The sequence below is a fragment of the Mesorhizobium sp. M0621 genome, from assembly GCF_040320745.1.
Classification (GTDB): Bacteria; Pseudomonadota; Alphaproteobacteria; order Rhizobiales; family Rhizobiaceae; genus Mesorhizobium.
On record NZ_JAMYQF010000072.1, the window covers coordinates 1 to 26,985 of the forward strand.

Annotated in this window: 28 protein-coding genes and 1 pseudogene; 16 read left to right on the forward strand and 13 right to left on the reverse strand. The window is 62.9% G+C overall.

From position 1 onward, the window contains the following. Positions 1-310 precede the first annotated feature (310 nt). Genes purB through NKI38_RS30180 form a run of 3 tightly spaced genes read right to left on the reverse strand, consistent with a single transcriptional unit; the run spans position 311 to position 2,924 of the window. On the reverse strand, positions 311-1,618 hold the full coding sequence (gene purB, locus NKI38_RS30170; protein ID WP_352664113.1) for an adenylosuccinate lyase: 1,308 nt from the start codon (positions 1,616-1,618) through the stop codon (positions 311-313). A gap of 59 nt (positions 1,619-1,677) precedes the next feature. Beyond that, on the reverse strand, positions 1,678-2,142 hold the full coding sequence (locus NKI38_RS30175) for a hypothetical protein (protein ID WP_352664115.1): 465 nt from the start codon (positions 2,140-2,142) through the stop codon (positions 1,678-1,680). Positions 2,143-2,198: 56 nt separating this feature from the next. Continuing rightward, the gene (locus NKI38_RS30180) at positions 2,199-2,924 is read right to left on the reverse strand and encodes a DUF2259 domain-containing protein (RefSeq protein WP_352664117.1); all 726 of its coding nucleotides are present in this window, start codon (positions 2,922-2,924) and stop codon (positions 2,199-2,201) included. Between the two features lie 128 nt (positions 2,925-3,052). On the opposite strand from NKI38_RS30180, the gene NKI38_RS30185 reads away from it, so the two are divergent. Continuing rightward, positions 3,053-3,307: a DUF2171 domain-containing protein gene (locus tag NKI38_RS30185; RefSeq protein ID WP_352629121.1), complete on the forward strand. Its 255-nt coding sequence runs from the start codon at positions 3,053-3,055 to the stop codon at positions 3,305-3,307. Between the two features lie 14 nt (positions 3,308-3,321). On the opposite strand, the gene NKI38_RS30190 is transcribed toward NKI38_RS30185, so the two are convergent. Both NKI38_RS30190 and NKI38_RS30195 read right to left on the reverse strand, forming a co-directional pair. Then, the gene (locus NKI38_RS30190) at positions 3,322-4,341 is read right to left on the reverse strand and encodes a P1 family peptidase (protein WP_352664119.1); all 1,020 of its coding nucleotides are present in this window, start codon (positions 4,339-4,341) and stop codon (positions 3,322-3,324) included. Then, positions 4,341-5,414, reverse strand: a complete 1,074-nt coding sequence (locus NKI38_RS30195; protein ID WP_352664121.1) for a branched-chain amino acid ABC transporter substrate-binding protein — start codon at positions 5,412-5,414, stop codon at positions 4,341-4,343. Before NKI38_RS30195 ends, NKI38_RS30190 begins: the two co-directional genes overlap by 1 nt. Positions 5,415-5,595: 181 nt before the next feature. Between NKI38_RS30195 and NKI38_RS30200 the strand changes: the two genes are divergently transcribed. From NKI38_RS30200 to NKI38_RS30230, 7 genes are all read left to right on the forward strand, one after another. Next, entirely contained in the window at positions 5,596-6,123 is a 528-nt protein-coding gene (locus NKI38_RS30200; protein ID WP_352664123.1) for a flavin reductase, read from the forward strand. After that, a complete protein-coding gene (locus tag NKI38_RS30205; protein WP_013532114.1) occupies positions 6,120-7,049 on the forward strand; it encodes an AAA family ATPase in 930 nt (309 codons plus the stop codon). The genes NKI38_RS30200 and NKI38_RS30205 overlap by 4 nt, the downstream gene beginning before the upstream one ends. 3 nt (positions 7,050-7,052) lie before the next feature. Further along, positions 7,053-8,297 (forward strand): vWA domain-containing protein, encoded by a 1,245-nt coding sequence (locus tag NKI38_RS30210; RefSeq protein WP_352664125.1) that lies wholly within the window; start codon positions 7,053-7,055, stop codon positions 8,295-8,297. Between the two features lie 60 nt (positions 8,298-8,357). Next, the gene (locus NKI38_RS30215) at positions 8,358-8,696 is read left to right on the forward strand and encodes an XdhC family protein (protein ID WP_352664127.1); all 339 of its coding nucleotides are present in this window, start codon (positions 8,358-8,360) and stop codon (positions 8,694-8,696) included. 6 nt (positions 8,697-8,702) lie between these two features. Continuing rightward, positions 8,703-9,407 (forward strand): XdhC family protein, encoded by a 705-nt coding sequence (locus NKI38_RS30220; protein ID WP_352664129.1) that lies wholly within the window; start codon positions 8,703-8,705, stop codon positions 9,405-9,407. Continuing rightward, positions 9,404-11,014, forward strand: coding sequence for an NTP transferase domain-containing protein (locus NKI38_RS30225; protein WP_352664131.1), 1,611 nt, complete (start codon positions 9,404-9,406; stop codon positions 11,012-11,014). The genes NKI38_RS30220 and NKI38_RS30225 overlap by 4 nt, the downstream gene beginning before the upstream one ends. A 239-nt stretch (positions 11,015-11,253) precedes the next feature. Beyond that, entirely contained in the window at positions 11,254-12,105 is an 852-nt protein-coding gene (locus NKI38_RS30230; protein ID WP_352664133.1) for an alpha/beta hydrolase, read from the forward strand. Positions 12,106-12,132: 27 nt separating this feature from the next. Here the strand turns inward: NKI38_RS30230 and NKI38_RS30235 are convergent, their stop codons facing one another. Next, positions 12,133-13,185 (reverse strand): DUF1176 domain-containing protein, encoded by a 1,053-nt coding sequence (locus NKI38_RS30235; RefSeq protein WP_352664135.1) that lies wholly within the window; start codon positions 13,183-13,185, stop codon positions 12,133-12,135. Positions 13,186-13,323: 138 nt separating this feature from the next. Between NKI38_RS30235 and NKI38_RS30240 the strand changes: the two genes are divergently transcribed. Beyond that, the gene (locus NKI38_RS30240; protein WP_352629100.1) at positions 13,324-13,830 is read left to right on the forward strand and encodes a DUF1993 domain-containing protein; all 507 of its coding nucleotides are present in this window, start codon (positions 13,324-13,326) and stop codon (positions 13,828-13,830) included. 61 nt (positions 13,831-13,891) lie between these two features. On the opposite strand, the gene NKI38_RS30245 is transcribed toward NKI38_RS30240, so the two are convergent. Then, positions 13,892-14,056 carry a hypothetical protein gene (locus tag NKI38_RS30245; protein ID WP_352629098.1) on the reverse strand — a complete coding sequence of 55 codons (165 nt, stop codon included), beginning with the start codon at positions 14,054-14,056 and terminating at the stop codon, positions 13,892-13,894. A gap of 405 nt (positions 14,057-14,461) precedes the next feature. On the opposite strand from NKI38_RS30245, the gene NKI38_RS30250 reads away from it, so the two are divergent. The 3 genes from NKI38_RS30250 (at position 14,462) to NKI38_RS30260 (ending at position 17,453) form a co-directional block, all read left to right on the forward strand. After that, positions 14,462-14,950 (forward strand): hypothetical protein, encoded by a 489-nt coding sequence (locus NKI38_RS30250; RefSeq protein WP_352664137.1) that lies wholly within the window; start codon positions 14,462-14,464, stop codon positions 14,948-14,950. 118 nt (positions 14,951-15,068) lie between these two features. After that, entirely contained in the window at positions 15,069-16,136 is a 1,068-nt protein-coding gene (locus tag NKI38_RS30255) for an aldo/keto reductase (RefSeq protein ID WP_352664139.1), read from the forward strand. A 51-nt stretch (positions 16,137-16,187) separates the two neighbouring features. Next, positions 16,188-17,453, forward strand: a complete 1,266-nt coding sequence (locus NKI38_RS30260) for a cysteine desulfurase-like protein (RefSeq protein WP_352664141.1) — start codon at positions 16,188-16,190, stop codon at positions 17,451-17,453. A gap of 18 nt (positions 17,454-17,471) precedes the next feature. Here the strand turns inward: NKI38_RS30260 and NKI38_RS30265 are convergent, their stop codons facing one another. The 5 genes and pseudogenes from NKI38_RS30265 to NKI38_RS30285 all read right to left on the reverse strand — a co-directional run bounded on the left by NKI38_RS30265 (position 17,472) and on the right by NKI38_RS30285 (position 23,173). Further along, positions 17,472-18,500: a histone deacetylase family protein gene (locus NKI38_RS30265; RefSeq protein WP_352664143.1), complete on the reverse strand. Its 1,029-nt coding sequence runs from the start codon at positions 18,498-18,500 to the stop codon at positions 17,472-17,474. Beyond that, positions 18,497-19,009: a GNAT family N-acetyltransferase gene (locus NKI38_RS30270; protein ID WP_352664145.1), complete on the reverse strand. Its 513-nt coding sequence runs from the start codon at positions 19,007-19,009 to the stop codon at positions 18,497-18,499. The genes NKI38_RS30265 and NKI38_RS30270 overlap by 4 nt, the downstream gene beginning before the upstream one ends. 206 nt (positions 19,010-19,215) lie before the next feature. Further along, a pseudogene (kce, locus tag NKI38_RS30275) lies at positions 19,216-20,144 on the reverse strand (3,5-dioxohexanoate:acetyl-CoA acetone transferase). Between the two features lie 4 nt (positions 20,145-20,148). Then, complete coding sequence (locus NKI38_RS30280) at positions 20,149-21,528, reverse strand: aminotransferase family protein (RefSeq protein ID WP_352664147.1); 1,380 nt, start codon at positions 21,526-21,528, stop codon at positions 20,149-20,151. Position 21,529: 1 nt separating this feature from the next. Further along, positions 21,530-23,173: a N,N-dimethylformamidase beta subunit family domain-containing protein gene (locus tag NKI38_RS30285; RefSeq protein WP_352664149.1), complete on the reverse strand. Its 1,644-nt coding sequence runs from the start codon at positions 23,171-23,173 to the stop codon at positions 21,530-21,532. Positions 23,174-23,329: 156 nt separating this feature from the next. Here NKI38_RS30285 and NKI38_RS30290 point away from each other — a divergent pair, with 156 nt between their 5' ends. From NKI38_RS30290 to NKI38_RS30300, 3 genes are all read left to right on the forward strand, one after another. Further along, positions 23,330-23,578: a ParB N-terminal domain-containing protein gene (locus NKI38_RS30290; protein ID WP_013532091.1), complete on the forward strand. Its 249-nt coding sequence runs from the start codon at positions 23,330-23,332 to the stop codon at positions 23,576-23,578. 269 nt (positions 23,579-23,847) lie between these two features. After that, entirely contained in the window at positions 23,848-24,333 is a 486-nt protein-coding gene (locus NKI38_RS30295) for an SRPBCC family protein (RefSeq protein WP_352664151.1), read from the forward strand. 60 nt (positions 24,334-24,393) lie between these two features. Next, positions 24,394-25,281, forward strand: a complete 888-nt coding sequence (locus NKI38_RS30300) for an alpha/beta fold hydrolase (RefSeq protein ID WP_352664153.1) — start codon at positions 24,394-24,396, stop codon at positions 25,279-25,281. A gap of 52 nt (positions 25,282-25,333) precedes the next feature. Here NKI38_RS30300 and NKI38_RS30305 read toward each other — a convergent pair whose 3' ends face one another. Continuing rightward, on the reverse strand, positions 25,334-26,362 hold the full coding sequence (locus NKI38_RS30305) for an isopenicillin N synthase family dioxygenase (protein ID WP_352664155.1): 1,029 nt from the start codon (positions 26,360-26,362) through the stop codon (positions 25,334-25,336). 117 nt (positions 26,363-26,479) lie between these two features. Between NKI38_RS30305 and NKI38_RS30310 the strand changes: the two genes are divergently transcribed. After that, positions 26,480-26,878, forward strand: a complete 399-nt coding sequence (locus NKI38_RS30310) for a GFA family protein (protein ID WP_352664157.1) — start codon at positions 26,480-26,482, stop codon at positions 26,876-26,878. Positions 26,879-26,985: the final 107 nt, after the last annotated feature.

Below are 26,985 nucleotides of genomic sequence, written 5' to 3' on the forward strand. Positions count from 1 at the left end.
AGCAGACCCCCCTTTTTCCAGGCGGCGATCGCCAAATCGCCCCAGCCCGTACTCGATCCCGGTCATTCAAACCTCCTTCAGCGTCCCGGCCGAAACAGAATCGAGCTTCGCCCCAAAACGCAACCGAGATGTGTGAATGCAATAGGTCACTATACGGGGAGAAATGCCCGGCAGGGCAATGAGGGGCAGCGCCAAAGTCGCGAAATTGTCGTAGCGTGAATGGGCGCGATCGTCGCTGAAGTCAGCGCTGCCCCTCATCCGCCTGCTGGCACCTTCTCCCCGTATAGTGACGGGGAGAAGGAAGCTCGCCTCAGGCTTCGCCAAACACCCGCTTGAAGATCGTGTCGACATGCTTGGTGTGATAGCCGAGGTCGAATTTTTCGCGGATCTCGGCTTCGGGCAGGGCGGTGGTCACTACCTTGTCGGCGAGAAGTTCTTCAAGGAAATCAGCGCCTTGCTCCCACACTTTCATGGCGTTGCGCTGCACCAGCCGGTAGGAGTCTTCGCGCGACAGGCCGGCCTGCGTCAGCGCCAGCATGACGCGCTGCGAATGCACGAGGCCGCGGAACTTGTTCATGTTCTTCAGCATGTTGTCGGGATAGACGAGCAGCTTGTCGACGACGATGGTCAGCCGTGACAGCGCGAAATCGAGCGTCACCGTGGCGTCCGGCCCGATCATGCGCTCGACCGAGGAGTGCGAAATGTCGCGCTCGTGCCAGAGCGCCACATTCTCCATCGCAGGCAGCGCCATCGATCGCACCATGCGGGCAAGGCCGGTGAGGTTTTCCGTCAGCACCGGGTTGCGCTTGTGCGGCATTGCCGAGGAGCCTTTCTGGCCAGGCGAAAAATACTCTTCCGCTTCCAGCACCTCGGTGCGCTGCAAATGCCGGATCTCGATCGACAGCCGTTCGATCGACGAGGCGATGACGCCGAGCGTGGCGAAGAACATGGCGTGGCGGTCGCGCGGGATCACTTGCGTCGAGACCGGCTCGGGCTTCAGGCCGAGCTTTGCCGACACATGTTCCTCGACATAGGGGTCGATGTTGGCGAAGGTGCCGACCGCGCCTGAAATCGCGCAGGTGGCAATGTCTTCGCGCGCATGCACCAGGCGCTCGCGGCAGCGCAAGAACTCAGCATAGGCCTGCGCCAGCTTGACGCCGAAGGTCGTCGGCTCGGCATGGATGCCGTGGCTGCGACCGATGGTGACGGTGTCCTTGTGCTCGAAAGCACGGCGCTTGAGCGCTGCAAGCAGGCCGTCGATGTCGGCGAGCAGGATGTCGCTGGCGCGGGTAAGCTGCACGGCAAAGCAGGTGTCGAGCACGTCCGACGAGGTCATTCCCTGGTGGATGAAACGGGCGTCCGGCCCAACGAATTCGGCAAGATGGGTCAGGAAGGCGATGACGTCGTGCTTGGTGACGCGCTCGATCTCGTCGATCGCCTCGACATCGAATTTTGCAGCACTGCCCTTTTCCCAGATGGTTTTGGCCGCTTCCCTGGGGATGACGCCGAGTTCGGCCAGCGCATCGCACGCATAGGCTTCGATTTCGAACCAGATGCGAAACCGGGTTTCGGGCGACCAGATGGCGACCATTTCCGGCCGGGAATAGCGAGGGATCATCGGTCAGTCCTGACGTATCGAGAGGTTTGCCCGCGTCCTAACAGAGGCGAGCAAAATGCTCAACGCTGCTGGCGCGCAAACCAAACGCTCGCGGCAAACAAGGCCACGAAACCAAGCGGAAAATAAAGCCGGATGCCCAGCACCACGAACTGGTAGAGCGCAATCAAGGTCGTGAAGACGAACTGGAGGGCCCAGGTGTGGGTGAAGGCAGGTGCATGCCACTCGGCATAGTAGGAGCGGTACTGCAGCGCAAACAGCCCAGAGGTCAGGCCGACCGTTGCTGCGGCAAGGCACACGAAGGCCGCTGCGAAGGCTACCTCCCAGCGCCTGCCCTGCGAGACCAGCTTCGCGGCAAACAGGCCAATCGGAAAGGCCAGCGCAGCTCCCCCAGCGAACAGCAGGGTAACGATGCGGATTTTCGCCGGGGTTTCCCAGTTGTCCAAGAACAAGTTGACGAGCGCGCTGGCCCCCATCGTCACCGCCCACAACAAGGCGCCGAAAAATGCGATGCGAAGTTCCGGCATCGCGTGGCGAAGGCGATTCAGGGCGCGATTGCGCCTGGCGGTTTGAACAGGGGATGTCACAGGCGGCCGGTCACCGCGATCCAGCGAAAGTCCGGCCCCTCGAAGCCGTATTGGCGCACCGCGATCAGCACCGCGTAGGCGCTGAGACTGTCCATTGAAAAGGTCTGCACGGCGCCGATGCGATAGCCGTTCGGGCAACCCCGGCTCTTGGGGATCGCCTTGTCCTCATGCAGCAGCTTGGTGGTGCCGCCATCCTGGGCCTCGATGCGCAGCAGCCGGAAGCCGTTGATCTCGCCCTGGTTCTGGCAGCCCTCGGTATTGTTCATGCCCAACTCGTCCAGCCGGAACTCGAGCGGCTGATCGACCGGAGAGAAGATCGGGCGCGGGTTGACCGCCATCCGGTGCGGATCGGCTGAAAGTTCGGTCACCGGGTTGAAACCCGCGGTCATGCCGCGGTTGGCGCTCAGCTCGGCCTGACTGACGATGGCCTCACCTTTTTGCCGGGCCTGAAGGCGCGCCGCGTCCAGCTTGGCATTCTCGTCCTCAAGCCGCACCCGGATCGGCGTGCCTTTGAGAAAGCTGTCGGTGCTGGTGTCGATGTAATAGCGGTTGGCATAGGGAAAGCCCGATCCATCCTGCACGCCATATTCCTCGAAAGCGAAGACACTGCCGTCCTTGGCGAAGCCGAGGATTTCAAGTTCAGCGACATCGCCGGCACGTGCGGCGATCGAGGTCGCAAACTGTGCAAGCAGGGCAACTGCAAACAGAAAGAGCATTCGCATCGGTCTTCACCCCCGTGATCGTCTCAATCCACTAGCACGACGAAATCAAAACGTCGTGCGGTGCGAAAGCCGATGCATCCAATCGGCCCCTCATTTGTTAATGTCGGCAGTCCCAATGGAGAACCACCATGACCGACACCAGCAAAATTCGTGAACATATGGAAGTCGTCGGCGCCGATGGCGTGCATGTCGGCACCGTTGACAAGGTCGACGGCCAGCGCATCAAGCTGACCAAGGCCGATAGCGGTCAGGGCGCTCACAAGGGCCATCACCATTATGTTCCCGTGAGCCTGATTGCCGAGGTCGACGGCAACAAGGTGTGGCTGTCCGCGAATTCCGATGTCGCGGTGACCTTCGAGGAAGAAAAATCCGATCGAGTATGATCGAGGGCCTCTGTTTATCCCAAACGCGATGACCAGACCGGAAACAGATCGTTTTCGGCCGGCGTCGCGGCAAACACGCCGCGGCTGATGGCGCGCGCCATGGTGGCGCCGGCCGCGGCATAGAGGTCGATTGCCGCGTCGGCGGTGAGTTCGATGCCGCTCGTGCCGGTTGCCAGCGCGAATACCAGGTCGCCATCGGCCGGCGTGTGCGTCGGCCAGATGGCGCGCACGAAGCCGTCATGCGCTGAGATTGCCAGGCGCTTTGCAGCGGCCTTGGTGAGAACCGCGTCGGTGGCGATGACGGCGATCGTGGTGTTGCCGCCGGCCTGTCTGCCCATGTGCTTGTCGCGGTATTTCAGCAGGATCGTTTTCGCGTCGTCCGGCATCGGCGAGGGATAACCAAGTCCGCCGAATTCGTCGCCGATTTCGAACGGTGCCGCCCAGAAATGGCGAGTTCGGCTGATGGTTACCGAGCCGGTTGGATTGACGGCGGCCAGTGCGCCGATGGTGACGCCATTGTCCAGCAGCGTCGAGGCCGAGCCGAGGCCGCCCTTCAGCCCCGAAGTCAGCGCACCGGTGCCGGCGCCGATCGTGCCAAGCGGAAAATCGGCGGTGGCGGTTTGCGCTGCTTCATAGCCAAGCTCGCGGTAGGGTGGATAACGGCCCCAATCCTTGTCGCCGCCATTGCGCAGGTCGAACAGGATCGCCGACGGCACGATCGGCACGCGAAAGCCACCCACCTCCAGGCCGATGCCGCGTTCACGCAGCGCCGCCTGCACGCCGGATGCCGCGTCTAGGCCGAAAGCCGAACCGCCCGAAAGCACCACGGCGTGCACCACATCGACCGAATTGTGCGGTTCGAGCAGGTCGGTCTCGCGGGTGCCCGGCGCGCCGCCAAGGATCTGAACGCCGGCCACCGTCGGCGCATCGCAAAGCACGGTCGTGACGCCGGATTTCAGCCTGGCGTCGGACGCGTTGCCGACGCGCAATCCGGCAACGTCGGTGATCAGGTTGCGCGGGCCGGTGCGAAACATCAGTTGCTTTCCAAAGGCGCAAAGCGCGTGCCGTCGTAACGGAAGACGCGGTAGGGGCTCTGGCTGAGATCGCCTTTCGCGTCGAAATGGATCGGCCCGATCGCAGTGGTGAAATCCTGTCCGCTCAGGGCCTCGGTCAGCGGCTTGCCTGAGGCTTCGGAAAAGCCTGACGCCGCCTTGGCGATCTCGATCGCCGCGTAGGCGGGCAGCGTATAACCGTCAGGCTCGACCTTCTGCGCGGCAAAGGCCGCCAGCACTTTGGGGTCGGCGACATCGGCCCATTCCGGCGGCGCGATCATCAATGTGCCCACGGCATAGGGCACGTCGCCGGGCGGCGTGCGCAAGTTCTCGCCGCCGGCAAAGACGATGCCCGCCTGGAGCTGTGCGGCATCGCGGCCCATCATGGCGATGTCGTCGCCGTCGCCGCCGGCAAAGACATGCGTCGCGCCGGCCTTCTTCAGCCGGCCGATCATGCCGATCTGGTTGTCGAGCTGCGGCCGGAACGTGTCGACGAATACCGGTTTCAGCGCCGCCTGCTCGGCGGCCGCCCGCAACGTCTCGGCGATTTCGCGGCCATAGATGGTGCCGTCGTCGATGACGGCGAACAACTCGCTTTGCCACAGGTGGGTGAGGGTGGAGGCGACGGCGTTGCGCTCATCGTCGCCGCGTGGCCCGAGGCGAAAGACCGGCCAGCCGGTCTTGGCGCGGCGGTCGGTCAGGCTTTCGGTTCGCACGCCGACGGTGATGACCGGAATGCCGGCGTCCTTGAGGATCGGCATCGCCGCCTCGATCGCTTCGGTGCAGAGAAAGCCGACCACTATATTGACCTTGGCCGCGACGAATTCCCTAGCCGCGGCAGCGCCTCCGTCCGCAGTGCAGGCGTCATCCACGGTCTTGAGCTCAATGCCATTCGCTTCTGCTGCCAGACCTGTTCCGGCCTCGACCTGCTTGCCGAGGATAGCCGATGGTCCCGACAGGGGCGCGGCGACGCCGATCGCGAGCGTCTGGGCATTCGCGCCACTGGCCAGAAACAGCCAGAACAGCGCCGCTATCGTTCTTGTCCTGGGTCGCATTCGAGCGATGAGGTCCTCTGTGCCGGTCTTATGCTGCTGGCACCTATTTATCGCCAAGACCTAAAGCCTGCCCGACCTTGGTGCAACACGCGAATTTCGGGATATGGCTCAAGCACTTCGCTTGTGGCAGGCTATGTATGGCCATATATGTCGGTAGGATCCTGACCATGGAAAACATACGGTGCTGAAGAAGAACGAAATTGGGCCGCAGGCCTACCGCGACGCCATGAGCCATTTTGCCGGCCACGTCCATGTTGTCACCACCGATGGGCCGGCCGGCAAGCGCGGTGCGACGGTGATCGCGGCCTGTTCGGTCTCCGACACCCCGCCGACCATTCTGGTCTGTCTCAACCGTGAAAATCCCAAGAATGAGCCGTTCGTGAAAAACGGCAAATTTGCCTTGAACACGCTGGCCTCGCACCAGGAGCCGCTGTCGATCGGGTTTTCCGGCATCACCGGCCTGCCGGTCGAGGAGCGCTTCGCGCTTGGCGAATGGGACGTGATCTCCACCGGCGCGCCAACTCTGAAGGGCGCGCTCGCCGTGTTCGACTGCGAATTGATCGACACCAAGGACCTGGCCACGCATCGTGTGCTTTTTGGCAAGGTGACAGGCCTTCGGATGGGCGATAATTTGCGGCCGCTGATCTACCACGCCCGCGGCTACCACGTTCTGGAAAGCGGAGCGGCGGCGTTCACGGAGAAAGAATGACCGAGCTGAAACCGCGCGCCGCGCCGCGGACGATCGATGAGACGCTCGATCTCCTGACCGGGGCGGACTATGTGGCGGACCGGTCGCTGGCGACCGTGCTGTTCCTGTCATTGCGCATGAAGCGGCCGCTGTTCCTCGAGGGCGAGGCCGGCGTCGGCAAGACCGAGATCGCCAAGGTGCTGGCGCAGGCGCTCGGCCGCCGGCTGATCCGCCTGCAGTGCTATGAAGGCCTCGACGTTTCCTCTGCCGTCTACGAATGGAATTACGCCGCGCAGATGATCGAGATCCGCATGGAAGAAGCGGCCGGCAAGGTCGAGCGCTCCGCCATGGAGCGCAACGTCTTCTCCGAGAAATACCTGATCCGCCGCCCGGTGCTCGATGCGCTGACCGGCAAGGCGGGCGCAGCTCCGGTCTTCCTGATCGATGAACTCGACCGCACCGACGAGGCTTTCGAAGCCTTCCTGCTCGAAATCCTCTCCGACTTCCAGGTCACGGTGCCCGAACTCGGCACCATCAAGGCGGAAGAGCCGCCGATCGTCATCATCACCACCAACCGCACCCGCGAAATCCATGACGCGCTGAAGCGGCGCTGCCTCTATCACTGGGTCGACTATCCCAATGCCGAGCGCGAGTTGGAGATCGTGCGCCGCAAGGTGCCGCAGGCCAATCAACGGCTTTCGGCCGAAGTGGTCTCCTTCATCCAGAAGCTGCGCCAGATCGAGCTGTTCAAGGTGCCGGGCGTTGCCGAAACCATCGACTGGGCCGGCGCGCTGACCGAGCTCGACAAGGTGGCGCTCGATCCGGAAACCGTCTCCGACACGATCGGCGTGCTCTTGAAATACCAGGACGACATTGCCCGCATCGAACAGGGCGAAGGCCGGCGCATCCTCAACGAGGTGAAAGCCGAGCTTTCGGCGGCGGAGTAGGCGATGCCGCGCCCCGAACCGAAAGAGGCCATGCCACACGGGCGGATCGCCGACAACATCGTCTATTTCGCCCGCACCTTGCGTAAGGCCGGCATGCGGGTCGGACCGGCCTCGGTCAAGGATGCCATCGAAGCGGTGCTCGTCGCCGGCATCGGTTCGCGCGACGATTTCTACTGGACGCTGCACGCCGTGCTGGTGTCCAGGCATGAGGATCACGCCATTTTCGACGAAACCTTCCGGCTGTTTTGGAAGTCGCGCGAGCTGATCGAAAAGATGCTGGCGATGTTTTCGCCGGTGGCGCTCGACAACAGGGAAAAGCAGAAGCTCCGCGCCGCCGAAAACCGTGTCAGCCAGGCGATGTTCGAAGGCCATCAGAAGAACCAGCCGGCACAGGAAATCCCCGAGATCGAGGTCGACGCCCGCTTTACCTTTTCCGGCAACGAGGTGCTGCGCGGCAAGGACTTTGCCCAGATGAATGCGGCCGAGATGGCCGACGCCAAGAAGGCGATCGCGCAGCTACGGCTGCCTTTCGACATGGTGCGCACCCGGCGCTTCAGAGCTGATGCGCAGGGCCGTCGCATCGATCCGCGCGCCATGATGCGTTCGGCAGCGCGCACAGGCGGCGAATTGATCCTGCCGAAGTTCCGTTCACCGCGTGAGGTTCATCCGCCGCTGGTTGTGCTGGCCGACATTTCCGGCTCGATGAGCCAGTACACGCGTATTTTCCTGCATTTCCTGCATGCGCTGACGGAAAAACGCCGGCGCGTGCACACTTTTGTTTTCGGCACCCGGCTCACCAACCTGACCCGGCAGATGCGCCATCGCGACCCCGATGCAGCCCTTGCCGACTGTTCGGCGGCGGTCAAGGACTGGTCGGGCGGCACTCGCATCGGCGACACACTGGCCGAGTTCAACCTGATATGGTCGCGGCGTGTGCTGGGGCAGGGCGCGGTCGTGCTCTTGATCACCGACGGACTGGAGCGTGACGATGTGGCCGGCCTGTCGGAGGAAATGGAACGCCTGCACAAATCCTGCCGGCGGCTGATCTGGCTGAACCCGCTGCTGCGCTTTGACGGCTTCCAGGCGCGCGCCCGCGGCGTCAAGGCGATGCTGCCGCATGTCGACGAGTTCCGCTCGGTGCACAATCTCGATGCGCTGGCCGATCTCTGCGCGTCGCTGGACAAGAAGTCGGCACAATCCGTTGATCCGCGCCGATGGATGCACGCTGGCGCGAGGCATGCCGCATAACCATATCTTTCTCATCCGAAAAACAGATCCTCGAGAAAACAGACTTCTGGAGAAACGGTCATGGAAAACAGCATTTATCTGGATGAGGCCCGCGACCCCTTGATCATCGCGGAAGGCTGGATGAAGGACGGCAAGGACGTGGCCATCGCAACAGTGGTCGAGACCTGGGGTTCCGCGCCCCGACCCGCAGGCAGCCATCTGGTCATCGACGCCGACGGCAATTTCCACGGCTCCGTCTCGGGCGGCTGCGTCGAAGGCGCTGTTGTCACCGAGGCGGTCGACGTCATCGACAGCGGCAAGGCAAAAATGCTGGAGTTCGGTGTTGCCGACGAAACCGCCTGGCAGGTCGGCCTGTCCTGTGGCGGCCGTATCAAGGTCTATGTGGAAAGACTGGGCTGATCTCGGATGGATCCCTATGCGCTGAAAACGCTCAACGCCGAACGCCGCGCTCGCCGCGCGGCGATCCTGGTCACCGATCTCGGTGACGGCCGCGACCGCATTGTGCGCGAGGGCGATCAGGTCGCCGGCGATCTCGGCGCCGCGATCGCCAGGGCGTTTCGCACTGGCAATTCCGGTTCCGTCGATGCCGAGGGGCGGACCTTCTTTCTCAATGCGCACCTGCCGCAGCCGCGTCTGGTCGTGATTGGCGCTGTCCATATCAGCCAGGCGCTGGCGCCGATGGCGAAAATCGCCGGTTACCCCGTAGAGATTATCGACCCCCGCACCGCTTTCGCCACCCCGGACCGATTTCCAGACGTCGCGCTCCATGCCGAATGGCCGGAGGACGTGCTGAAGCGTCAGCCGCTCGACAGCTACACCGCACTTGCCGCCGTCACCCATGACCCGAAGATCGATGATTTTGCGCTAAAGGCTGCGCTCGACGCCAACTGTTTCTATGTCGGGGCGCTTGGCAGCAGGAACACGCATGCCAAGCGGGTCGAACGCCTGCTGGCGCTGGGCGCGAGCGCCGACCAGATTGCGCGTATTCATGCGCCGATCGGGCTTGATATTGGTGCAGCCAGCCCGGCCGAGATCGCCGTTGCGGTCCTTGCGCAAGCGATCCATGCCTTTCGCTCGCGCGGTGTGGAAGCTAAAGGCGCGGCAGCGTGAAGTTCGGGCCGATCCCGATTGAGATGGCGGAAGGCGCAGTGCTGGCGCATGCCACCACCGCTGGTGAACGCCGCTTCCGCAAGGCGCATAGGCTGAGCGCCGAAGACGTGGTGCTGCTGCGGGCCGCCGGCATTTCTGAGGTCGTTGCGGCTGTGCTGGCCGCCGACGACCTCGGCGAGGATGCCGCCGCCCAGGAAATAGCAGAGAGCATGACCTTTCGCGGCGTCGAGGCCAGGTCGGCCGCGACCGGGCGGGTCAATCTCCATGCCCAAGCGTCGGGCATCTTCACGGTCGATGCTGCTGTCATAGACGCTATCAATGCCATCGATCCGGCCATCACCATCGCCACGCTGGCGCAGCATGCGCCGGTCGAGAAAGGCCAGATGGTTGCAACGGTGAAGATCATTCCCTTCGCGGTCGGTTCGGCGCTGGTCGACGCCGCGGCGAAAATCTGCGCCGGTGGCGAGATCTTTGCCGTCAATGCCTACCAGCCGGTACGGGTCGGCGTGATCCAGACGGTTCTGCCGGGCATCAAGCCTTCCGTACTCGACAAGACGCTGCGCGTCACCGAAGCGCGGCTGGCGCGCACGGGCGGCAGGCTGACGGCGGAGCGCCGCACGCCGCATGAGATCGCGCCGGTGGCGGAAGCCGCGGCCTCCCTGGCGCGAGACAACGACATGGTGGTGATCTTCGGCGCCTCGGCAATGAGCGATTTCGCCGATGTCGTTCCAGCCGCGATCGAGAGGGCAGGTGGGACTGTCATCCGCGCCGGCATGCCGGTCGATCCCGGCAATCTGCTGGTGTTGGGTACGCTCGATGGCAAACGCGTCATTGGTGCACCCGGCTGCGCCCGCAGCCCCAAGGAGAACGGCTTCGACTGGGTGCTGGACCGGTTGATCGCCGGCCTCGAAGTCACGGCCAAGGACATTGCCGGCATGGGGGTCGGCGGGCTGCTGATGGAAATCCCGACACGGCCGCAGCCGCGCGAACCACTGCCTGCCAAAAGCCAGCTCAAGGTCGGCATCGTGCTGCTGGCGGCCGGCCGGTCGAGCCGCATGGGTGGACCGAACAAGCTTTTGGCGCTGTTCGACGGCAAGCCTCTGGTGCGCCGCACTGCCGAGCGGGCGCTTGGCTCGAAGGCATCGGGCACAATTGTCGTCACTGGCCACCAGCGAGAGCGGGTGCGCGCCGCGCTGGCGGGTCTCGACGTGACCTTCGCCGACAATCCTGATTTTACTGACGGCCTGTCCACCTCGCTGAAGGCCGGCATTGCCTATCTGCCCGAGGACACCGCCGGTGTGATGATCGTTCTCGGCGACATGCCGGGAGTCGCGTCCGACGACCTCGACAGATTGATCGATACATTCCGCAAGGCCGGTGGCAATTCGGTGGTCCGCGCCTCGCATGACGGCAAGCGCGGCAATCCGGTGCTGTTGCCGCGCTCGCTGTTTCCGGCCGTCGCCCATCTCGAGGGCGACACCGGCGCACGCCATCTGGTCGAGACCGAAGGGCTCGATGTCATCGATGTCGAGATCGGCGCGGCGGCGTCAGTCGATGTCGACACCCGCGAGGCGCTGGAAGGCGCCGGCGGCGTGCTGCAGGATTGACAAACCCAAGCCGAATTACGCATGCCAGAGGGATGACTTCATCTTCCATGTTGGCGCTTTTACCCCCCTCTGGCCTGCCGGCCATCTCCCCCTCAAGGGGGGAGATCGGATGTCACAACGGCTTTCGCCAATCGCCATCGCTGGAGAAAGAGTGTCGGCGCGGAAGCTGCCAATCTCCCCCCTTGAGGGGGAGATGGCCGGCAGGCCAGAGGGGGGCGTGCCGCGCTTTCCTCGCTGCGATGCTTTTCTTGGTTTCTTCAGCCACCCACGCTGCCGCTCTCGAACTGAAACCCTTCAAGGACGATCTCTTCGCCTATCCGACCACGCTGTCGTCCGACACCAATGGTGCCTACACTGTCATCGATTACCGCGAGATGCGCGACATCAACCAGCGTGACCAGGTGCCGGAGCGCCGGGTGCACGCCCAGTACACCGACACCAGCGTCCGCAAGGTGCAGCAGGATCTGCTCTTGAAGACCGATGCCGGCGATGTCAGGCACGTTGCGGTCGGCAAGACCGAGGGCGCCGGCGTCATCGTGCTTTACCTGCACGGGCAGGGCGGCAGCCGCAAGCAGGGCGTCGACGACTTCACCTTCGGGGGCAATTTCAACCGGCTCAAGAATCTGATGGCCGGCAATGGCGGCCTCTATCTCAGTCCGGATTTTTCCGATTTCGGTGACACCGGTGCCGCTCAGGTGGCGGCCCTGATTGATCACTATGCCGAACAATCGCCGGGCGCGAAAATCTTCGTCGCCTGCGGCTCGATGGGTGGCGCCCTGTGCTGGAAGCTTGCTGCCCGCAAAGACACCGGCGGCCGTATCAACGGCTTGCTGCTGCTCGGCTCGCTTTGGGACGAGAGCTTTTTCACTAGCCCAGCCTTCAAGCGCCGCGTACCGGTCTTCTTCGGCCAGGGTAGCCATGATGTGGTTTTCCCGGTGGAAAAGCAGGAAGCCTTCTTTCGCTCGATCCTGGCCAAGTCGAAGACCTATCCGACGCGTTTCGTCCGTTTCGAGACCGGCACCCATGGCACGCCGATCCGCATGACCGACTGGCGCGGAACGCTCAACTGGATGCTGCCGAAGGCGCCTTGATCGACACCGCGGGAAGCCCGTCCGGGCTCACGGCGGAGTGTTGTAGTCGACGACCGTCTGCGGATTTTCCTCGCCGTCATAGGATGCATCGACGTCGTACTGGACCAGCGAGAAATTGCCGTCGCGGAACAGATACGTCCCTGCGTCGGATGCATCGCCGATGCCGCGCCATTTGTTGAACGTGGTGATCGTGTGGGCATTCTCGTCATAGTCGGAATTGACCGCCCAGCCGGTCGTTTGGAAACCGACGATGCTCATGCCCAGTAATTTGCTGTCGCTGTCATTGTTTTCGTAGCGGATGTCCATCTTGGGTTCGGCGAACTGCAACTGCTGCACGCCCGAGACCTCGTCGGTCATGTAGTAGATCGAGCTTTCATTGTAGGCTGCGGCCGAGCAGGAAAAATGGAACAGCCGTGTTTCCTTGTCGGGGTCGCCGGGCTGCGCATCCTTGTCCTTGTATTTGATTGAAAAAACGGTCGGCTCATCGGCCAGGAACTGCTTGTCGCACTGGTCGCCATAGGTCGCCAGAAACGCTTTCTTGGCCTGTTCCAGTGCGGTGTCCTTCTTCGGTGGTGGCGGGCCGTCGCCGCAGCTTGGCGGCAGCGCTTCCTCGAAATCGGCGGTGGAGGGCTTCAGCGCGCCTTTCTCAATGTGGATCGGATCGAAGGGCGGCGCCGCCTGGATCTGGGCGTTCACCTGGCGCAGCGTATAGCAGCCGGCAAAGACCTTTTCGCCGCCGCTCTTGTCGGTTGCGCGGATGGCGACGGGAACGTTGTAGAAAATGCTGCCGGCCGCACCCTCGTCCGAAACAGCACCGGTGGCGACCTCGACCTTGTCTGTGCCGTCATAACCCTTGACGAAACTGTCGAAATCCTTTGCCGGCTTCGTATCGCCGAAATAGCCCCAGGCGCGGGCGAATTCGTGCCGGCTGATGGCGCTGTAGAGCGAGCGGACGACCGAATCGGCGCTCGACCGGTCGTCGACATAGGGCGCTTTGGGTGCATCTTCGGCGGCCAATGTCGTCTGGCCGATCGGGGCAAGGGAGAGAAAGGCAGTCGCTGCGAGAAGGGCGCGTCTCATCGGGAATCTCCGCTCGATAGAAGATTCTACTATGGCGATTGCGGCAACGTGGTGACGCGGCGTCGGCGGTCTTGAAGAATCGTGCGCGAAGGCGCTACGTCGCGTCCGCCGGCGTTCGGCCGGACAGGGAGATTTGACGTGACGATATCGATGTATGAGGCATCCGTGCCCGTGTTCTCAGTCAGGCTGAAAGCGCTTTCCAATGTGCTCGCGACCGCCGAACAGAATGCGCTTGACCGCAAGATCGACCCGCAGGTTTTTTTGACGGCGCGGCTAGCGCCAGACATGTTCGCCTTGACCAGGCAGGTGCAGATCGCCACCGATCATGCCAAGGGCGCGCCGTCGCGGCTCGCCGGCCGTGAGGTGCCGAAATACGAGGACAATGAGGCGAGTTTCGCCGATGTCCAGGCTCGCATCACGAAGACCTTGGACCTTCTAGCGTCATTTTCGGCTGCCGAGTTCGACGGCTCCGACGACAAGATCATCGAATTGAAGCTTGGCGGACGCGAAAGCTCGATGCCCGGCATGCAGTATCTGCTGCATGTGGCCATGCCCAACTTCTATTTCCACCTCACCACGGCTTACGACATTCTTCGCCACAATGGCGTGCCGTTGGGCAAGGCGACGTTCCTGGGCGCGCTCTAAAGGATTGAGGTCTTCGAGATGTCCCGGACTGATCCGGGACATCTGACGACTCCGACCGCAGCTAGCGAATGGACATTTCGCGGGCAATGCGCGGAAAATCGGCGGGCTTGATACCGATGTCAGCGCGGTCGGCACTGCTCATCGAATGAAGCAGTGCGAGCGCCGAACGGTATCTTAAATGCTCCTGCGGCCGCGGCCGGGCGAACATTTCAGTGAAGAAACCCATGATTCAAGCCCCTAGTTGGTCCTCCACGGTCGCCAGTATAGCTGAATCGTGACAATTGTGCAGTGCAGCATTTGCATGCCTGCCATGTCTTGGCGAATTTTTTTCGCCATTTCCTGAACCGACAGAAACTTTTGCGCGACGCGCATCGTAGCCTTGAATGCTGGCTACATGGCCGGTTTTTCCTCGCCACTCCTGGCGAATTCCGGACTGCATGAAAGTGCAGTCCGGCTTTTTGTGTTGGGTTAAGGAGGCTGAAGAGGCCGAAGAGGCTAGCGTGCGCGACGGCTAAATTCGTTAAGATCGGTGGCATGCATTTTTAACGAGCCGGCTCTAAGCTCTGAGGCTGCACGGTCGGGTAAGGGGGAGGCTGACATCGTTACTGGCGCCAAGCGGGATTTCGCTTCGTTGCTCGACGACCTCTTCGTCGCTTCCGACAAGGGCGACGGCATTGAGGGCGACGGCATCGGGGGCGAAGCGGCCGGCGCTCGTCCATCCATCCCGTTCGACTATCTCTCGGTGGCCGATGAACTCCATTCCGGGCGTATCAAGGTTTCTGGCAGCGGCTTTGCCAGCGAATATCGCGAGGCTGGTGCCGATCTGGCGACCGAATTCGCCGCCTTGCTCGATCATGCCAAACTGGCTCTTGCCGGCGAGGAGCCAAAGCCTGCGGAAAAGCTGCCGCCGATCGATCCGGAATCCATCGCGGTCGAACTTGGCCTCAATCAGCCCAAGCAAATCGCCGATTTCGGCCGCATGCGCCGCAGCTTTGCCTTTGCCAACCATCCCGACCGTGTCGCCCCGCATCTGCGCCAGCGCGCCATGATCCGCATGCAGGTGGCCAACATGCTGATCGACGAGGCCAAGCGGCGTGCGGTGGCCGGCGCTCGCCGCTAAAACGCCGCTGGTTCACGCAAAAGTCGGCCTGGCGAGGCTTGGAGAGCGCCTCTGCTTTCCGTAGGATGGGGCTTCCTCCCCGCGCAGCCGCGCACGCTTTCCTCCGGAGCAGAATTCCATGCACAAACGCCGTCTCGGTCGGACCGATCTTCTTGTTACCCAGATCTGCCTGGGCTCCATGACCTGGGGCCAGCAGAACACCGAGGCCGAGGGCCATGCCCAGATGGACCTCGCCTTTTCACGCGGCGTCAATTTCATCGACACCGCCGAACTCTACCCGATCCCGCCCAAGGCGGAGACGCAAGGGCGGACCGAAAAGATCATCGGCAGCTGGATGAAGGTCAACCGCAACCGTGACAAGGTGATCCTGGCCTCCAAGGTTGTCGGCCGCACGGCCAACAGCTGGTTTCGCGGCGACAGGCCGTCGCAACTGGTGCGCGCCGATATTTTTGACGCTATCGACAAATCGCTGGCCAAGCTCGGCACCGACTACATCGACCTCTACCAGATCCATTGGCCGGAACGGGACATTCCCTGGGGCGCCAATCCGACGCGCATCGGCGCCGTATCGCCGCGCGCCGATTCTGTCGGCGTACCGGCCGACGAAACACCGATCGCCGAGACGCTTGCCGTGTTCGACGAACTGGTGAAGGCGGGAAAGATCCGCCATTTCGGCCTGTCGAACGAGAGTTCCTGGGGCGTGATGCGGTTCCTTGCCGAGGCTGACAAAGGCATCGGCCCGCGCGTCGCGTCGATCCAGAACGCCTACAATCTCGTCAACCGCACCTTCGAGGTGAACCTCGCCGAGGTCTGCGAGCGCGAGCAGGTGTCGTTGCTTCCCTATTCGCCGCTGGCGCAGGGTTATCTGACCGGCAAATACGATCATGGCGCGCGCCCGCAAGGGTCGCGCTCGCAGCTGTTCAATCGTGGCCAGCGCTATGAGACGCCCAACGCGGCGCAAGTGCAGCTCGAATACAATGAGCTGGCGCGCTCCTTTGGCCTGGAACCGGCATTGTTTGCCAATGCCTATGTCTCAAGCCGGCCCTTCGTGACCTCGAATATCATCGGCGCGACGACGCTTTCGCAACTCGACCTTGCGCTGTCTTCCGTGGAAATCGTCTGGACCGAAGAGATGCAGAAGGCGGTGGATGCGATCCACCAGCGGGTCGGTAATCCCTGTCCTTGAACGGGATTGGATGTGGCCGAATACTCGATAGTTCCAAGGGAGCGGGCGACAATGAATTTTCCGGTCGAGACAGTGCGTGAAAAATTTCCGGCTCTTTCCCTGACCGACAAGGGCCGTCGCCGCATCTATCTCGACAATCCGGCCGGCACGCAGGTGCCGCAAGCCATCGCGGACGCCGTGTCGCGCTGTCTTTTGACCACCAACGCCAACCTCGGCGGCTATTTCGAAACGACGATTGCCGCGCAGGCTGTCGTTGATGAGGCGCATCAGGCAATGGCCGATTTCCTTGGAGCGGCGAGCCCCGAGGAAATCATCATCGGCGCCAACATGACGACGCTGACCGATCACATGTCGCGCACGCTCGGCCGCACGATGAAGCCGGGCGACGAGATCATCCTCACCCGCATGGACCATGAGGGCAACGTCTCGCCCTGGCTGCAACTGGCCGAGGATCTCGGGCTCGTTGTGCGCTGGCTGCCGTTTGATGAAAAGAGCTGGCAGGTCGAAGAGGCAACGCTGGCTAGCCTGCTTTCAGACAGGACGCGATTGGTCGCCTTGAATTACGCCAGCAACCTGACCGGCTCGATCAACCGGGTGAAGGCGCTGACCGCCATCGCCAGGAATGCCGGCGCCCTTGTCTATGTCGACGCCGTCCAGTTTGCACCGCATGGCCTGATCGACGTGCAGGACCTCGGCTGCGATTTCCTGATCTGCTCGGCCTACAAGTTCTTCGGTCCGCATATGGGCATTTTGTGGGGGCGGCGCGACGTCATCGACGGCCTGAAACCTTACAAATGCCGCTGCTCGTCGAATGGGCTGCCAGAGCGGTTCGAACTGGGCACGCCGCAAATCGAGTTGATGGCCGGTCTCACGGCTGCGATTAATTACTTTGCCGATCTTGGCACAGCATCGGGCGAGGGTGGATCGCGAAGGCAGAAGGTTGCCAAAGCGTTCGAGATGTCGATCGCCTACGAAAACCCGCTGGCGCAACGCTTGATCGAAGGTCTGTCCGATATCGAGGGTCTGACCATCCACGGCATCACCGATCCGAAGCGGATTGGCGAGCGCGTGCCGACCGTCTCCTTCACCGTCGACGGCATCGTGCCGGAGACGATCGTGCGGCAGATGAACGCCGAAAACATCTTCCTATGGTCCGGCCACAACTACGCCTGGGAGATCGTCCACCAACTCGGCATTCCGGCCGAGCAAGGCGTCGTGCGTATCGGCATCGCCCACTACAACACATCTGCCGAAATCGAAGAAACGCTTGAGAGCGTACACCGGGTGATCGCCATGCTCAGGCAGCAACGACCCTGACGCGCCGTCACAACGAGGTCACCGCGCCTTGCCGCCGAAGCCGGTGAGGAACGCGGTGAGATTGTCGCCGAGTTCGTCGCAGAGATAGCCGCCTTCCTGGACGATGACCGTCGGCAGGCCGAGCTTGGCGATGGCCTCGCCGATGCGCGAGAAGCCAGGCGTCGTCACCGAAAGTCCGCCGAACGGATCGCCCTCGAACGCATCGAGGCCGAGCGCCACGACCAGCGCGTCTGGCGAAAAGGCGCGGATGCGCTGGAATGCAACCCCAAGCGCTTCCAGAAACGCCGCATCAGTGGATTTGCGCGGCAAGGGAAGGTTGAAATTGTAGCCGAGGCCGGGCCCTTCGCCGCGCTCGTCGGCATGGCCCCAGAAGAACGGATAGAAGCGCACCGGATCGGCATGCAGCGAGACGGTGAGCACATCCGGCCGCGCATAGAAGATACCTTGCGTGCCGTTGCCGTGATGCAGGTCGACGTCGAGGATCGCCACCCGCGACGCCGTCCTGCGCAAGGTCTGTGCGGCGACCGCCGAATTGTTGATGAAGCAGAAGCCGCCGGCGACATCGGCAAAGGCGTGGTGGCCGGGCGGGCGGCACAGCGCGTAGGCGGCCGGTGCGCCTGCCATCACCGCTTCAGCGGCTTCGACCGCACTCCAGGCGCTCCACAGCGCGCTCTGCCATGTCTCGCCGGAGATCGGGCAGGCGGTGTCGGCCATGTGATAGCCGGCCTGGCCGACCGCCGAGGCCGGATAGGAGCCGCTGCGCGCGATCGGGTGGATGTTGGGGATCACTTCAGCTGAGGCACCGTCGATGCGCTGCCAGCGCGTGTAGATGTGCTCGAGAAAGTCGAGATATTCCGGCGTATGCACTGCTGCGACCGGACCGAGCCCATGATTGCGCGGCCGGTCGATGGCACAGCCGGCAGATTTTGCGCCGGCTAACAATCTCTCGACGCGTTCAGGCTGTTCCGGATTGGGCTTCGCGGCACCGCTCGAAAGGAAGGCCTTGGGATCGTGGCGCTTCTGTTCCTCGGCATAGAAGACTTTCATTCCTGCTCCCCATTTTCGGCCGCGTCGGCGAAGGCAAAGAAGGCCTGGCCGATGATCTTCTGCGTCTGTTCGTAGCTCGACCAGGCAATGCCCAGCCTTTCATAGAAGGCCTTGGCGCCCTCATTGTCGGTGTCGACGGACAGTCGGAGATAGGCGCCGCCGTCTTTCCGGCACTGCGCCGCAACGTGCCGCAGCAGCCGTTCGCCGATCTTGCGGCCGCGAAAACGGTCCTCGACATAGAGGTCCTGCACATAGACACCAGGCCGCCCCATCCAGGTCGAAAAGATCGGGAAATGAAGACAGAGACCGGCAAATTCGCCGCCGACTTCGGCGATCAGGGTGGAGAAAGCTGGTTTCTCGCCAAAGCCGTAGTTTCTGAGATCGTCAGGAGTCGAGATGATTTCCTCGGGCGCGCCGATGTGCGTGCCGAGTTTCAGGATCGCGGCGTGGATGGTTTCGACGTCGTCGATGGTGCCGGGACGGAGGCGGACTTCTGATGGCTCGCTCACGAAAGGCAGGGCGCCCAGGCACCCCCCTCTGTCCTGCCGGACATCTCCCCCGCAAGTGGGGAGATTGGATATTGCCACGGCTTTCGCCAATCATCTGCGTTGTAGGATGGACGGCGAGATAGAAGCTGCCAATCTCCCCCCTGGAGGGGGAGATGTCCGGCAGGACAGAGGGGGGCGGGACTGGACGCTACCATCTCAATGACACCTCAAAACGCCACCCGGTCGCCGCCCTTGAGCGCCAGCATGTCGCGCGCTTCGGTGGGTGTGGCAACCTCCAGCGACAGCCCATCGAGAATGCCACGGATGCGGCGCACCTGGTCGGCATTGGATTTCGCCAGCTGGCGGCCGTCATAGAGACTGTCTTCCAGCCCGACGCGAACATTGCCGCCCATGGCCGCTGCGATCGAGATCAGCGGCATCTGCTGGCGCCGGCGGCCAGCACCGAGAACTGGTAGCTGTCGCCGAACAATTTGTCGGCGATCCGCTTCATGTGGACGAGATTGTCGGGATCGGCGCCGATGCCGCCCAATATGCCCAGCACGAACTGGATGAACAGCGGTCCCGACACCAGGCCCCGGTCGCGGAAATGCGCCAGCGAGTAGAGATGGCCGACATCGTAGCATTCGAATTCGAAGCGTGTGCCGCAGCCCTTGCCCAGTCTTTCAAGCACACCCTCCATGTCGGCGAAAGTGTTCTTGAAGATGGTGTCGCGGGTGGCTTCCAGCAGCTCCGGTTCCCACTCGTGCTGCCATTCCCGTGGCTTGTCGAGCATGGGAAACAGCGCGAAATTCATCGAACCCATGTTGAGTGAGCACATTTCGGGTTCGGCCCTGAGCGGTGCAGCCAGCCGCTGATCCAGTGTCATCAGCGACGAGCCGCCGGTGGTGATGTTGATCACCGCATCAGTCGCCTGCTTGATGCGCGGCAGGAACTGCATGTAGACGTCCGGATCGGCGGTCGGGCGGCCGTCCCTGGGGTCACGGGCGTGCAGATGCAGGATCGAGGCGCCGGCCTCGGCGGCGGCGATCGCGTCGGTGGCGATCTGGTCCGGCGTCACCGGCAGATAGGGCGACATCGACGGCGTGTGCACCGAGCCGGTGACGGCGCAGGTGATGATGACTTTTCGCGAGGCCATGCTTTTACCCTTCGACCGGCAGGTCGAGTTCGGACGCCAGAACCTCCAGCGAGTCGCCGATGATGGCGATGATCTCGCCGACCTGTTCGCGCGTGACGATCATCGGCGGCGCGACCATGAAATTGTCGCCGTCGACGCCGCCCTTGACCCTGCGGCCATAGATGATCAGCCCGCGTTCATAGGCGAGGTCGAGCAGCCGCTGCGTGGCCTTTTTGGTCTGGTCGATCGGCCTCAGGGTCTCGGGATCGGCAACCATCTGGACGCCTGTGAGCAGGCCCTTGCCGCGTACGTCGGCGATGAACGGAAACCGCTTCGCCAGCCCCTTCAGCCCGTCCATCAGCACGTCGCCCATGGCAGCCGCATTGGTGATCAGGTCGAGCCGGTCCATTTCGCCGAGCACGGCCAGCCCGGCGGCGCAGGCCAGCGGATTGCCGGCATAGGTGTGGCCGTGCTGGAAGCCGCCGGCGGCGAGCAGCGGCTGCACCAGCCGCATCGGTGCGGCCAGCGCGCCAAGCGGCGCATAGCCGGAGCCCAGCCCCTTGGACAACGCGACGATGTCGGGCTTGCAGTTCCAGTGGTCGCCGCCGAGGAATTTGCCGGTACGGCCGGCGCCGCTCATCACTTCATCATGGATGAGCAGGATGCCGTAGCGGTCGCAGATCTCGCGGATGCGCGGATAGTAGCTGTCCGGCGCCACCAGCGCTGAGGTCGCAGCACCCCCGATCGGCTCCATGATGAAGGCCACCACGCTGTCTGGACCTTCCGCCAGGATCTTCTCCTCCAGCATGTCGGCATAGCGGATGCCGCGCTGTTCCATCGAAAGATTGTCGCGGTCGCGCCAGGCGTTCGGCGCCGGCACGGTCGGCATCACCCGCATCATCGGCTCGAAAGTTTCGGCCAGCGCATCGTCGCCGGTGATCGACAGCGAACCCAGCGTGCCGCCATGATAGGAGGGGAAGCGCGTGATCACCTTCCAGCGGCTTGCCTGGCCGGTGGCGACGGCCCATTGCCGCGCCAGCTTGATGCAGGATTCGGTCGCCTCCGAGCCGCCCGAGACGAAGAAGATGCGGTCCATGCCTTCCGGCAGCTTGCCGGCCAGCTCACGTGCCAGTTCTTCGGCCGGCTCGTTCTCGAAATGCAGGCGGTAGGCGAAGGTGGCGCGGTCCATCTGCCGCTTCATGGCATCCAGCACATTGCGGTTGGAATGGCCGATATTGGCGACCATCGGGCCGCTCGAGCCGTCGATGAAGCGGCGGCCGTCCTGCGTCCACATATAAATGCCCTCGGCGCGGTCGATCAGCGGCCGGCGCAGGCTGGACAGATAGAACAGGTGCGATTCTCGCCGGGCGTCAGTGTCTTGAGCGGCGATCTGGACTTTCGACATGTCAGGACTTTCCGAGGTAACGATCGAGGACATTCTTGGTAACGCGTTCGACCATCGGGTCTTGTCGTAGCAGGCCAGCGACCCATTCGCAGCTTCCGGCGTGGAACACCTCGCCCTTGCCGCGCGGGAAATTGACGATCATGCCATTGCCGCGTTTGACTTTTTCCAGATTGGCGTCGCTTCCCTCGCCGAACAGCGTCTCGGCGGTGAAGCGGCCATCCTCGTCGTTGAGGAACTGGTCCTCAATCGGGACATCGGCGCTTTCCTCGACCTGGGACGCCATCCCGACGGCGAGAACCTGCAGGCCCTCGGGCGCGCCGCTGGTCGCCGTGGGGTAGGGCAGGCCGCCGCGTATCTCGAACTCGAGCCCGTCGACCTCATAGCCATAGACATGGCTGTCGGCGCCCAGCAGGTCACCGTAGTAGATGCCGGTGCCGGCGAACGCCCAGTGTTCCGGCCGGTAGACCGGGAAGCCACGCACGCCGCGCGGCGCGCAGCCGCCCCAGCCGGCATAGAGGCCACGGGTCGCATTGAGCCCGAAGGTCGCTGATCCCGGCCGGCCGATTTCCGGCGCCTCCCAGGAATTGGTGGCGCGGGTGACGTCGCTGCCTGGGAGATAGGCTGGATCCTCGGCGCGGGCGCGGTACTTGTAACAGACTTGGCGACGGCCCTCGTCCTCGAGCCTGGTCTGCCACATGAAATTGCCGGCGAAGCGCGCTGCATGGCCGCCGCGTGTCACATAGGCGTCGACGGCATCGCGCATTTCCCAGGTCCAATATTCGTCATGGCCGACGAAGACGGCGCAGTCATAGCCGTCGAGAATCTCCGGCGAGACATGCAGATCGTGCTGGCTTGCGAGATCGACCTGATAGCCTGCCCGTTCGGCGAAGCGGAAGAAGTGGCTGTCATAGCTGGCCCAGCCCGACGACGCGTATTTCTTCGAATGGCCGGTGGCGAGCGCCCATTCCATATGCGGATAACGCGGCACCGTCTTCGGCGGCACGGCGACCTCCAGAGGCACGCGCGGCGCATCTTTCGGCAGCACGACGAAGCCACGGCACCAGGGCCGTTGCGTCGACACGATGGGCGAATACTGGTTGCGATCCGGCCCGGTGATGCCCTGGTAATGGTTGGAGCCGCCCCAGGTGTTGTAGGCGAGCCAGGTGCCTGTCGCCGCCACCTGCAGCACACGGCCGGGCTTCTTGCCGGGCAGGGGCGCGACGATGAACAGATGGTGGCAATGGATCGACTTGCCGTCACGGCCGTCGGCGGTCAGCGTCACCCGGTAGGTGCCGGACGGCCAGTCGCTCCCGATACGGAATTCGAATGAAGCGTCCCAGCCGCAGCCTTCGGCCGAGCACTGGTCGGGCGTGTGCTGCCAGCGCGCCGCGATGTCCGCCTGCTCGAACACTTTCGTCTCAGTGCCGCCGTCGCGGACGATTGCAATGTTGAATCGCGAGGCCATCGAACTGACATGCAATGCCACCGTTTCGCCGACGCGATAGGAAAACCGGTCGCTGTAGCACCAGATCTCGCCGCGCTCGCCATCCATCTCAGGCCATTCGTAATAGTGGCCGCGCACCGCGTGCCGGCGCTGCTCGGGCGTCAGTCCGAAATCGGGGAACTCGGTCGGCAGTTGGGTCATGAACACCGGAGAAGTTCGAAGGCCGCCATTTCGGCGATCTGCCGGTCCAGCGTCAAATGGAAACGATCGGGCCAGCATTCGTTAGCCGCGCCCTTGGCCCCTGAGGTCAAAGAGACTATCTCCACAAAGGGCGGCGTTTCCGCCACGGGGGTCGGCATGCTCAGAGTGCAAAAGGTCAAGGTCGACGAGATCTACGTGCCGACGGCGCGCAAGAAGACGTTGCATCCCGAGACCGTCCGCCATCTGGCCGAGGACATTCTGGAAAACGGCATGAAGACGCCGATCCAGGTCCGCCATGACGGCAAGCGCCATATCCTGGTCGAAGGCCTGCATCGGCTGGAAGCGGCCAAGTGGCTCGGCGAGACCGAGATCGAGGCCTATCTGGTGCAAGCCAAGCGCCACTGACACGTCGATAGAACATCCAGTTTCTCGATCAGATATGCTGCTTTGATAAGCCGAATGCCTCGGCGTTTGGCGGAAACGCGCCCGTCGCTTCGCCATCCTCGGGTCTCCGCGACGGAGCTGCGCTCCTGCTTCGCCCGTGGATGACGAAGGTTGGTGACGCCTCGGGCCAATCGAGACGATGCTGACATTTTTTCGCCGGCGGTGTCGGTTTGCGGTTCATCGGCTCGTCCTTGGGACGGACGCCAGATCAAACGCACACCGAGGACATCATGACCACCAAGCTCGATATCGCCCCCGCCAATGACCGCGAACTGGTTCTCGGCCGCATCATCGATGCGCCGCGCGAGAACGTCTATCGCTGCTGGACCGATCCGAAACTGGTGACGCAGTGGTTCGCGCCAAAGCCGTGGACGACACCGCGCGCCGAGATGGATGTGCGCACCGGCGGCTCCAGCCTAGTCGTCATGGCTGGCCCCGACGGCAATGAATTCCCCAACCCTGGCGTCTTCCTCGAAGTCGTTCCCGGCAAGAAGATCGTCTTTACCGACGCCTACACCCAGGCTTGGGAACCGTCGGAAAAGCCGTTCATGACCGGCGTGCTGACCTTCGAGGACGAGGGCAGCGGCAAGACTCGCTACATTGCGCGGGTCCGGCACTGGAGTGTCGCCGACCGCGAACAGCACGAGAAGATGGGCTTTCACGAGGGCTGGGGCCAGTGCACCGACCAACTCGAAGAACTCGCCAAAACGCTTTGATCAGCCAAACACTTTGATCAGCAAGACGCTTTGATATCGGCAGGACGCGAGGAGATCGATATGTCCAAAACCCTGTTTTTCGCCTTTTTTGCTTCGGTCGCAGCGCTTGTTGGCTGCCCAGGCACCACCCATGCAGAGGAGACAAAATCCGCCATGACGACCGCAACGAACGCACTGCCGAAGCCGGAAAAGTCCGGCCTGCTGCCGATCAACGACCTGAACTACTACTATGCCATCTACGGCAAGGGCGAGCCGCTGCTTCTGCTGCATGGCGGCTTCGGCACAACGGACATGTTCGCGCCGATCCTGCCGAAATTTGCCGAAAACCGCACTGTCATCGGTATCGACCTGCAAGGTCATGGCCGCACCGCGCTCGGCGACCGGCCATTCAGCGTGGAGGCGATTGGCGACGACATGGCCGATATCGTCAAGGCGCTCGGCTACGACAAGGTCGACGTCATGGGCTATTCGCTTGGGGGCGGTGTCGCCTTTCGCATGGCCGTCCAGCATCCCGAATCGGTGCGCCGGCTTGTCCTGGTCTCGACCGGCTACGCTACGGACACACCGATGTACAAATCCTATGTCGCGGTGGCGCCGCATCCCGAGGATTTTCCGAAGCTCCTCGATACGCTGGGCAACTTCATGCGTCAGAATCGCGATTATTCCGCCGACGTCGCCAAGCTGAAGATGCCGGTCATGCTGGCCTATGGCGACAGCGACATGTACAAGCCCGAGCACGAGATCAAGTTCTACCAGATGCTTGGCGGCGGCCTGAAGGACGCCGGCTGGATGCGCGAGAACATGTCGCAGAACCGCCTCGCGATCCTGCCCAACCGCACCCACTACGACGTCTTCTTCGCCCCCGAACTGACGGCCGCGGCGCTGCCGTTCCTCAGCGGCGAGACCAAAGTGAAGACCTGGGACGAGGTGGTCAGCGAAACGGAATGACTGCCTGCCTATTCCCGGCCGCCGTCTCCCATGAGACGGCTGGCGGTCTTGTTTATGAAGCCTTCGACCGGCGCGGTTGCCTGAGATGCTTGATGCCGCTCATCTCGACAAAATTCGTCGCCGCGTCCCAGAGATAGTCGCCGTAGAGAAACGGCTCAAAGAGCTCAGTGCCCGCCAGCGGCAACGGCGCGATCTCGGCGTCGACACGTGGTTCGTAGAAAAACGGGATCGAGAAGCGCGTCGTCTTCGGCGCAATCACCCGGTGCCGCGTTGCCCGGACACCCCCGCCGGTCCAACGTTCCAGCAGTTGGCCGAAATTGACCGCCAGCGTACCGTTGGCCGGCGGCACATCGATCCATTCGCCGGCAAGGGTCTTTGCTTGCAAGCCCTCGACGCCGTCCTGCGCCAGCAAGGTGACGAAGCCGGAATCGGCATGCTCGCGGCCGATGATAGTGCGTGTCTCGCCCTTATGGACAACCGAAAATTCCGACCCGCTCGTGTCGATGCCGGCATTGGCGTCACGCAAGGGATAGCGGATCAGCCGCAGCGTCGAGATGCCATGCTCGAAATAGGCATTGAAAATGGTTTCCGGCAGGCCAAGGCCGCGGGCGATCGAGCGCATCAGCGCGCTGCCCACCGCCTCCATAGCGCGGTAGTAATCCGCTGCTACCGCGCGCCAGCCGGGCAGGGCGTCTTCGGCCGGCAAGGGAGTCGACTCGCACAACGGATCGCCGGAAGCCGGGGTACGCGCCGGATGGGCAAGGTCCGGTCCCATGTCGATGCCTTCCTTGTAGGAGACGGCGGTCGGCTGCAGCGGGAACCAGCCGCGATAGACGTTCTTTTTTGTGCGGTCGAAATTCCAGCGCAGCAGTTTCTGCTTTTCGGTGTCGGCAAGCGAGAAGATGCGCAGCAATTGCGCGCGCCTGTCCGGCGTCAGCCAATCGTCGCCGGGAAAGTCCCGGACCGCCATGAAGCCCATCCCGGAGGCGGCCGCCATGATCCTGGCGTCGGTGCGGTCGCGAGCGGGCGAGGGCGGCCCGAACAGGTCCGCAATGCCGATGGTCTCGATGTCCCGCGTCATGACTTCAGTCCCACCCGCATCACCATAATCGATGACGTTGTATCAAAGCTTTTCAATTGACCCAATCGGTCCCGCAACTACCTTGCAGCCTATTCTCTCCAACAATGGATCCGAGCGATGGCAAGATATGAGGGCGGATGCCTGTGCAAGGCGGTGCGCTACCGCACGGATGCAGCCCCGATCAACGAGCGCATCTGCCACTGCCGGGTTTGCCAGAAGGCGATCGGCGCCGCCTTCAATGCACGCGTTCTGTTTCGCATCGACGATGTGACGGTCGACGGGCCGCTGGCGACGATAAACTCCTCGCCGGAGCTCAAGCGCGGCTTCTGCCCGAGCTGCGGCACGACGATGTTCTCCCGGCGCGATTCCGCGGGCATCATCGGCGTCACCACCGGTTCGCTCGACGACCCCACGGTTTTCAAGCCGCAAATGCATATTTTCACGGCCTCGAAGCAGCCCTGGCTGGTGCTCGATGACGGCCTGCCGCAATACGAAGGCGCGCCGCCGCCAGGCTGAAAGCTTCTTCCTTCTCCCCTTGTGAGGGCTTTGCATGAAGGGTGTGCTTAACCTGATTGGCCTACTGGGCGTCTTTTGAAGGCGTCTAAGGCCTCGCCTTGTCGCCC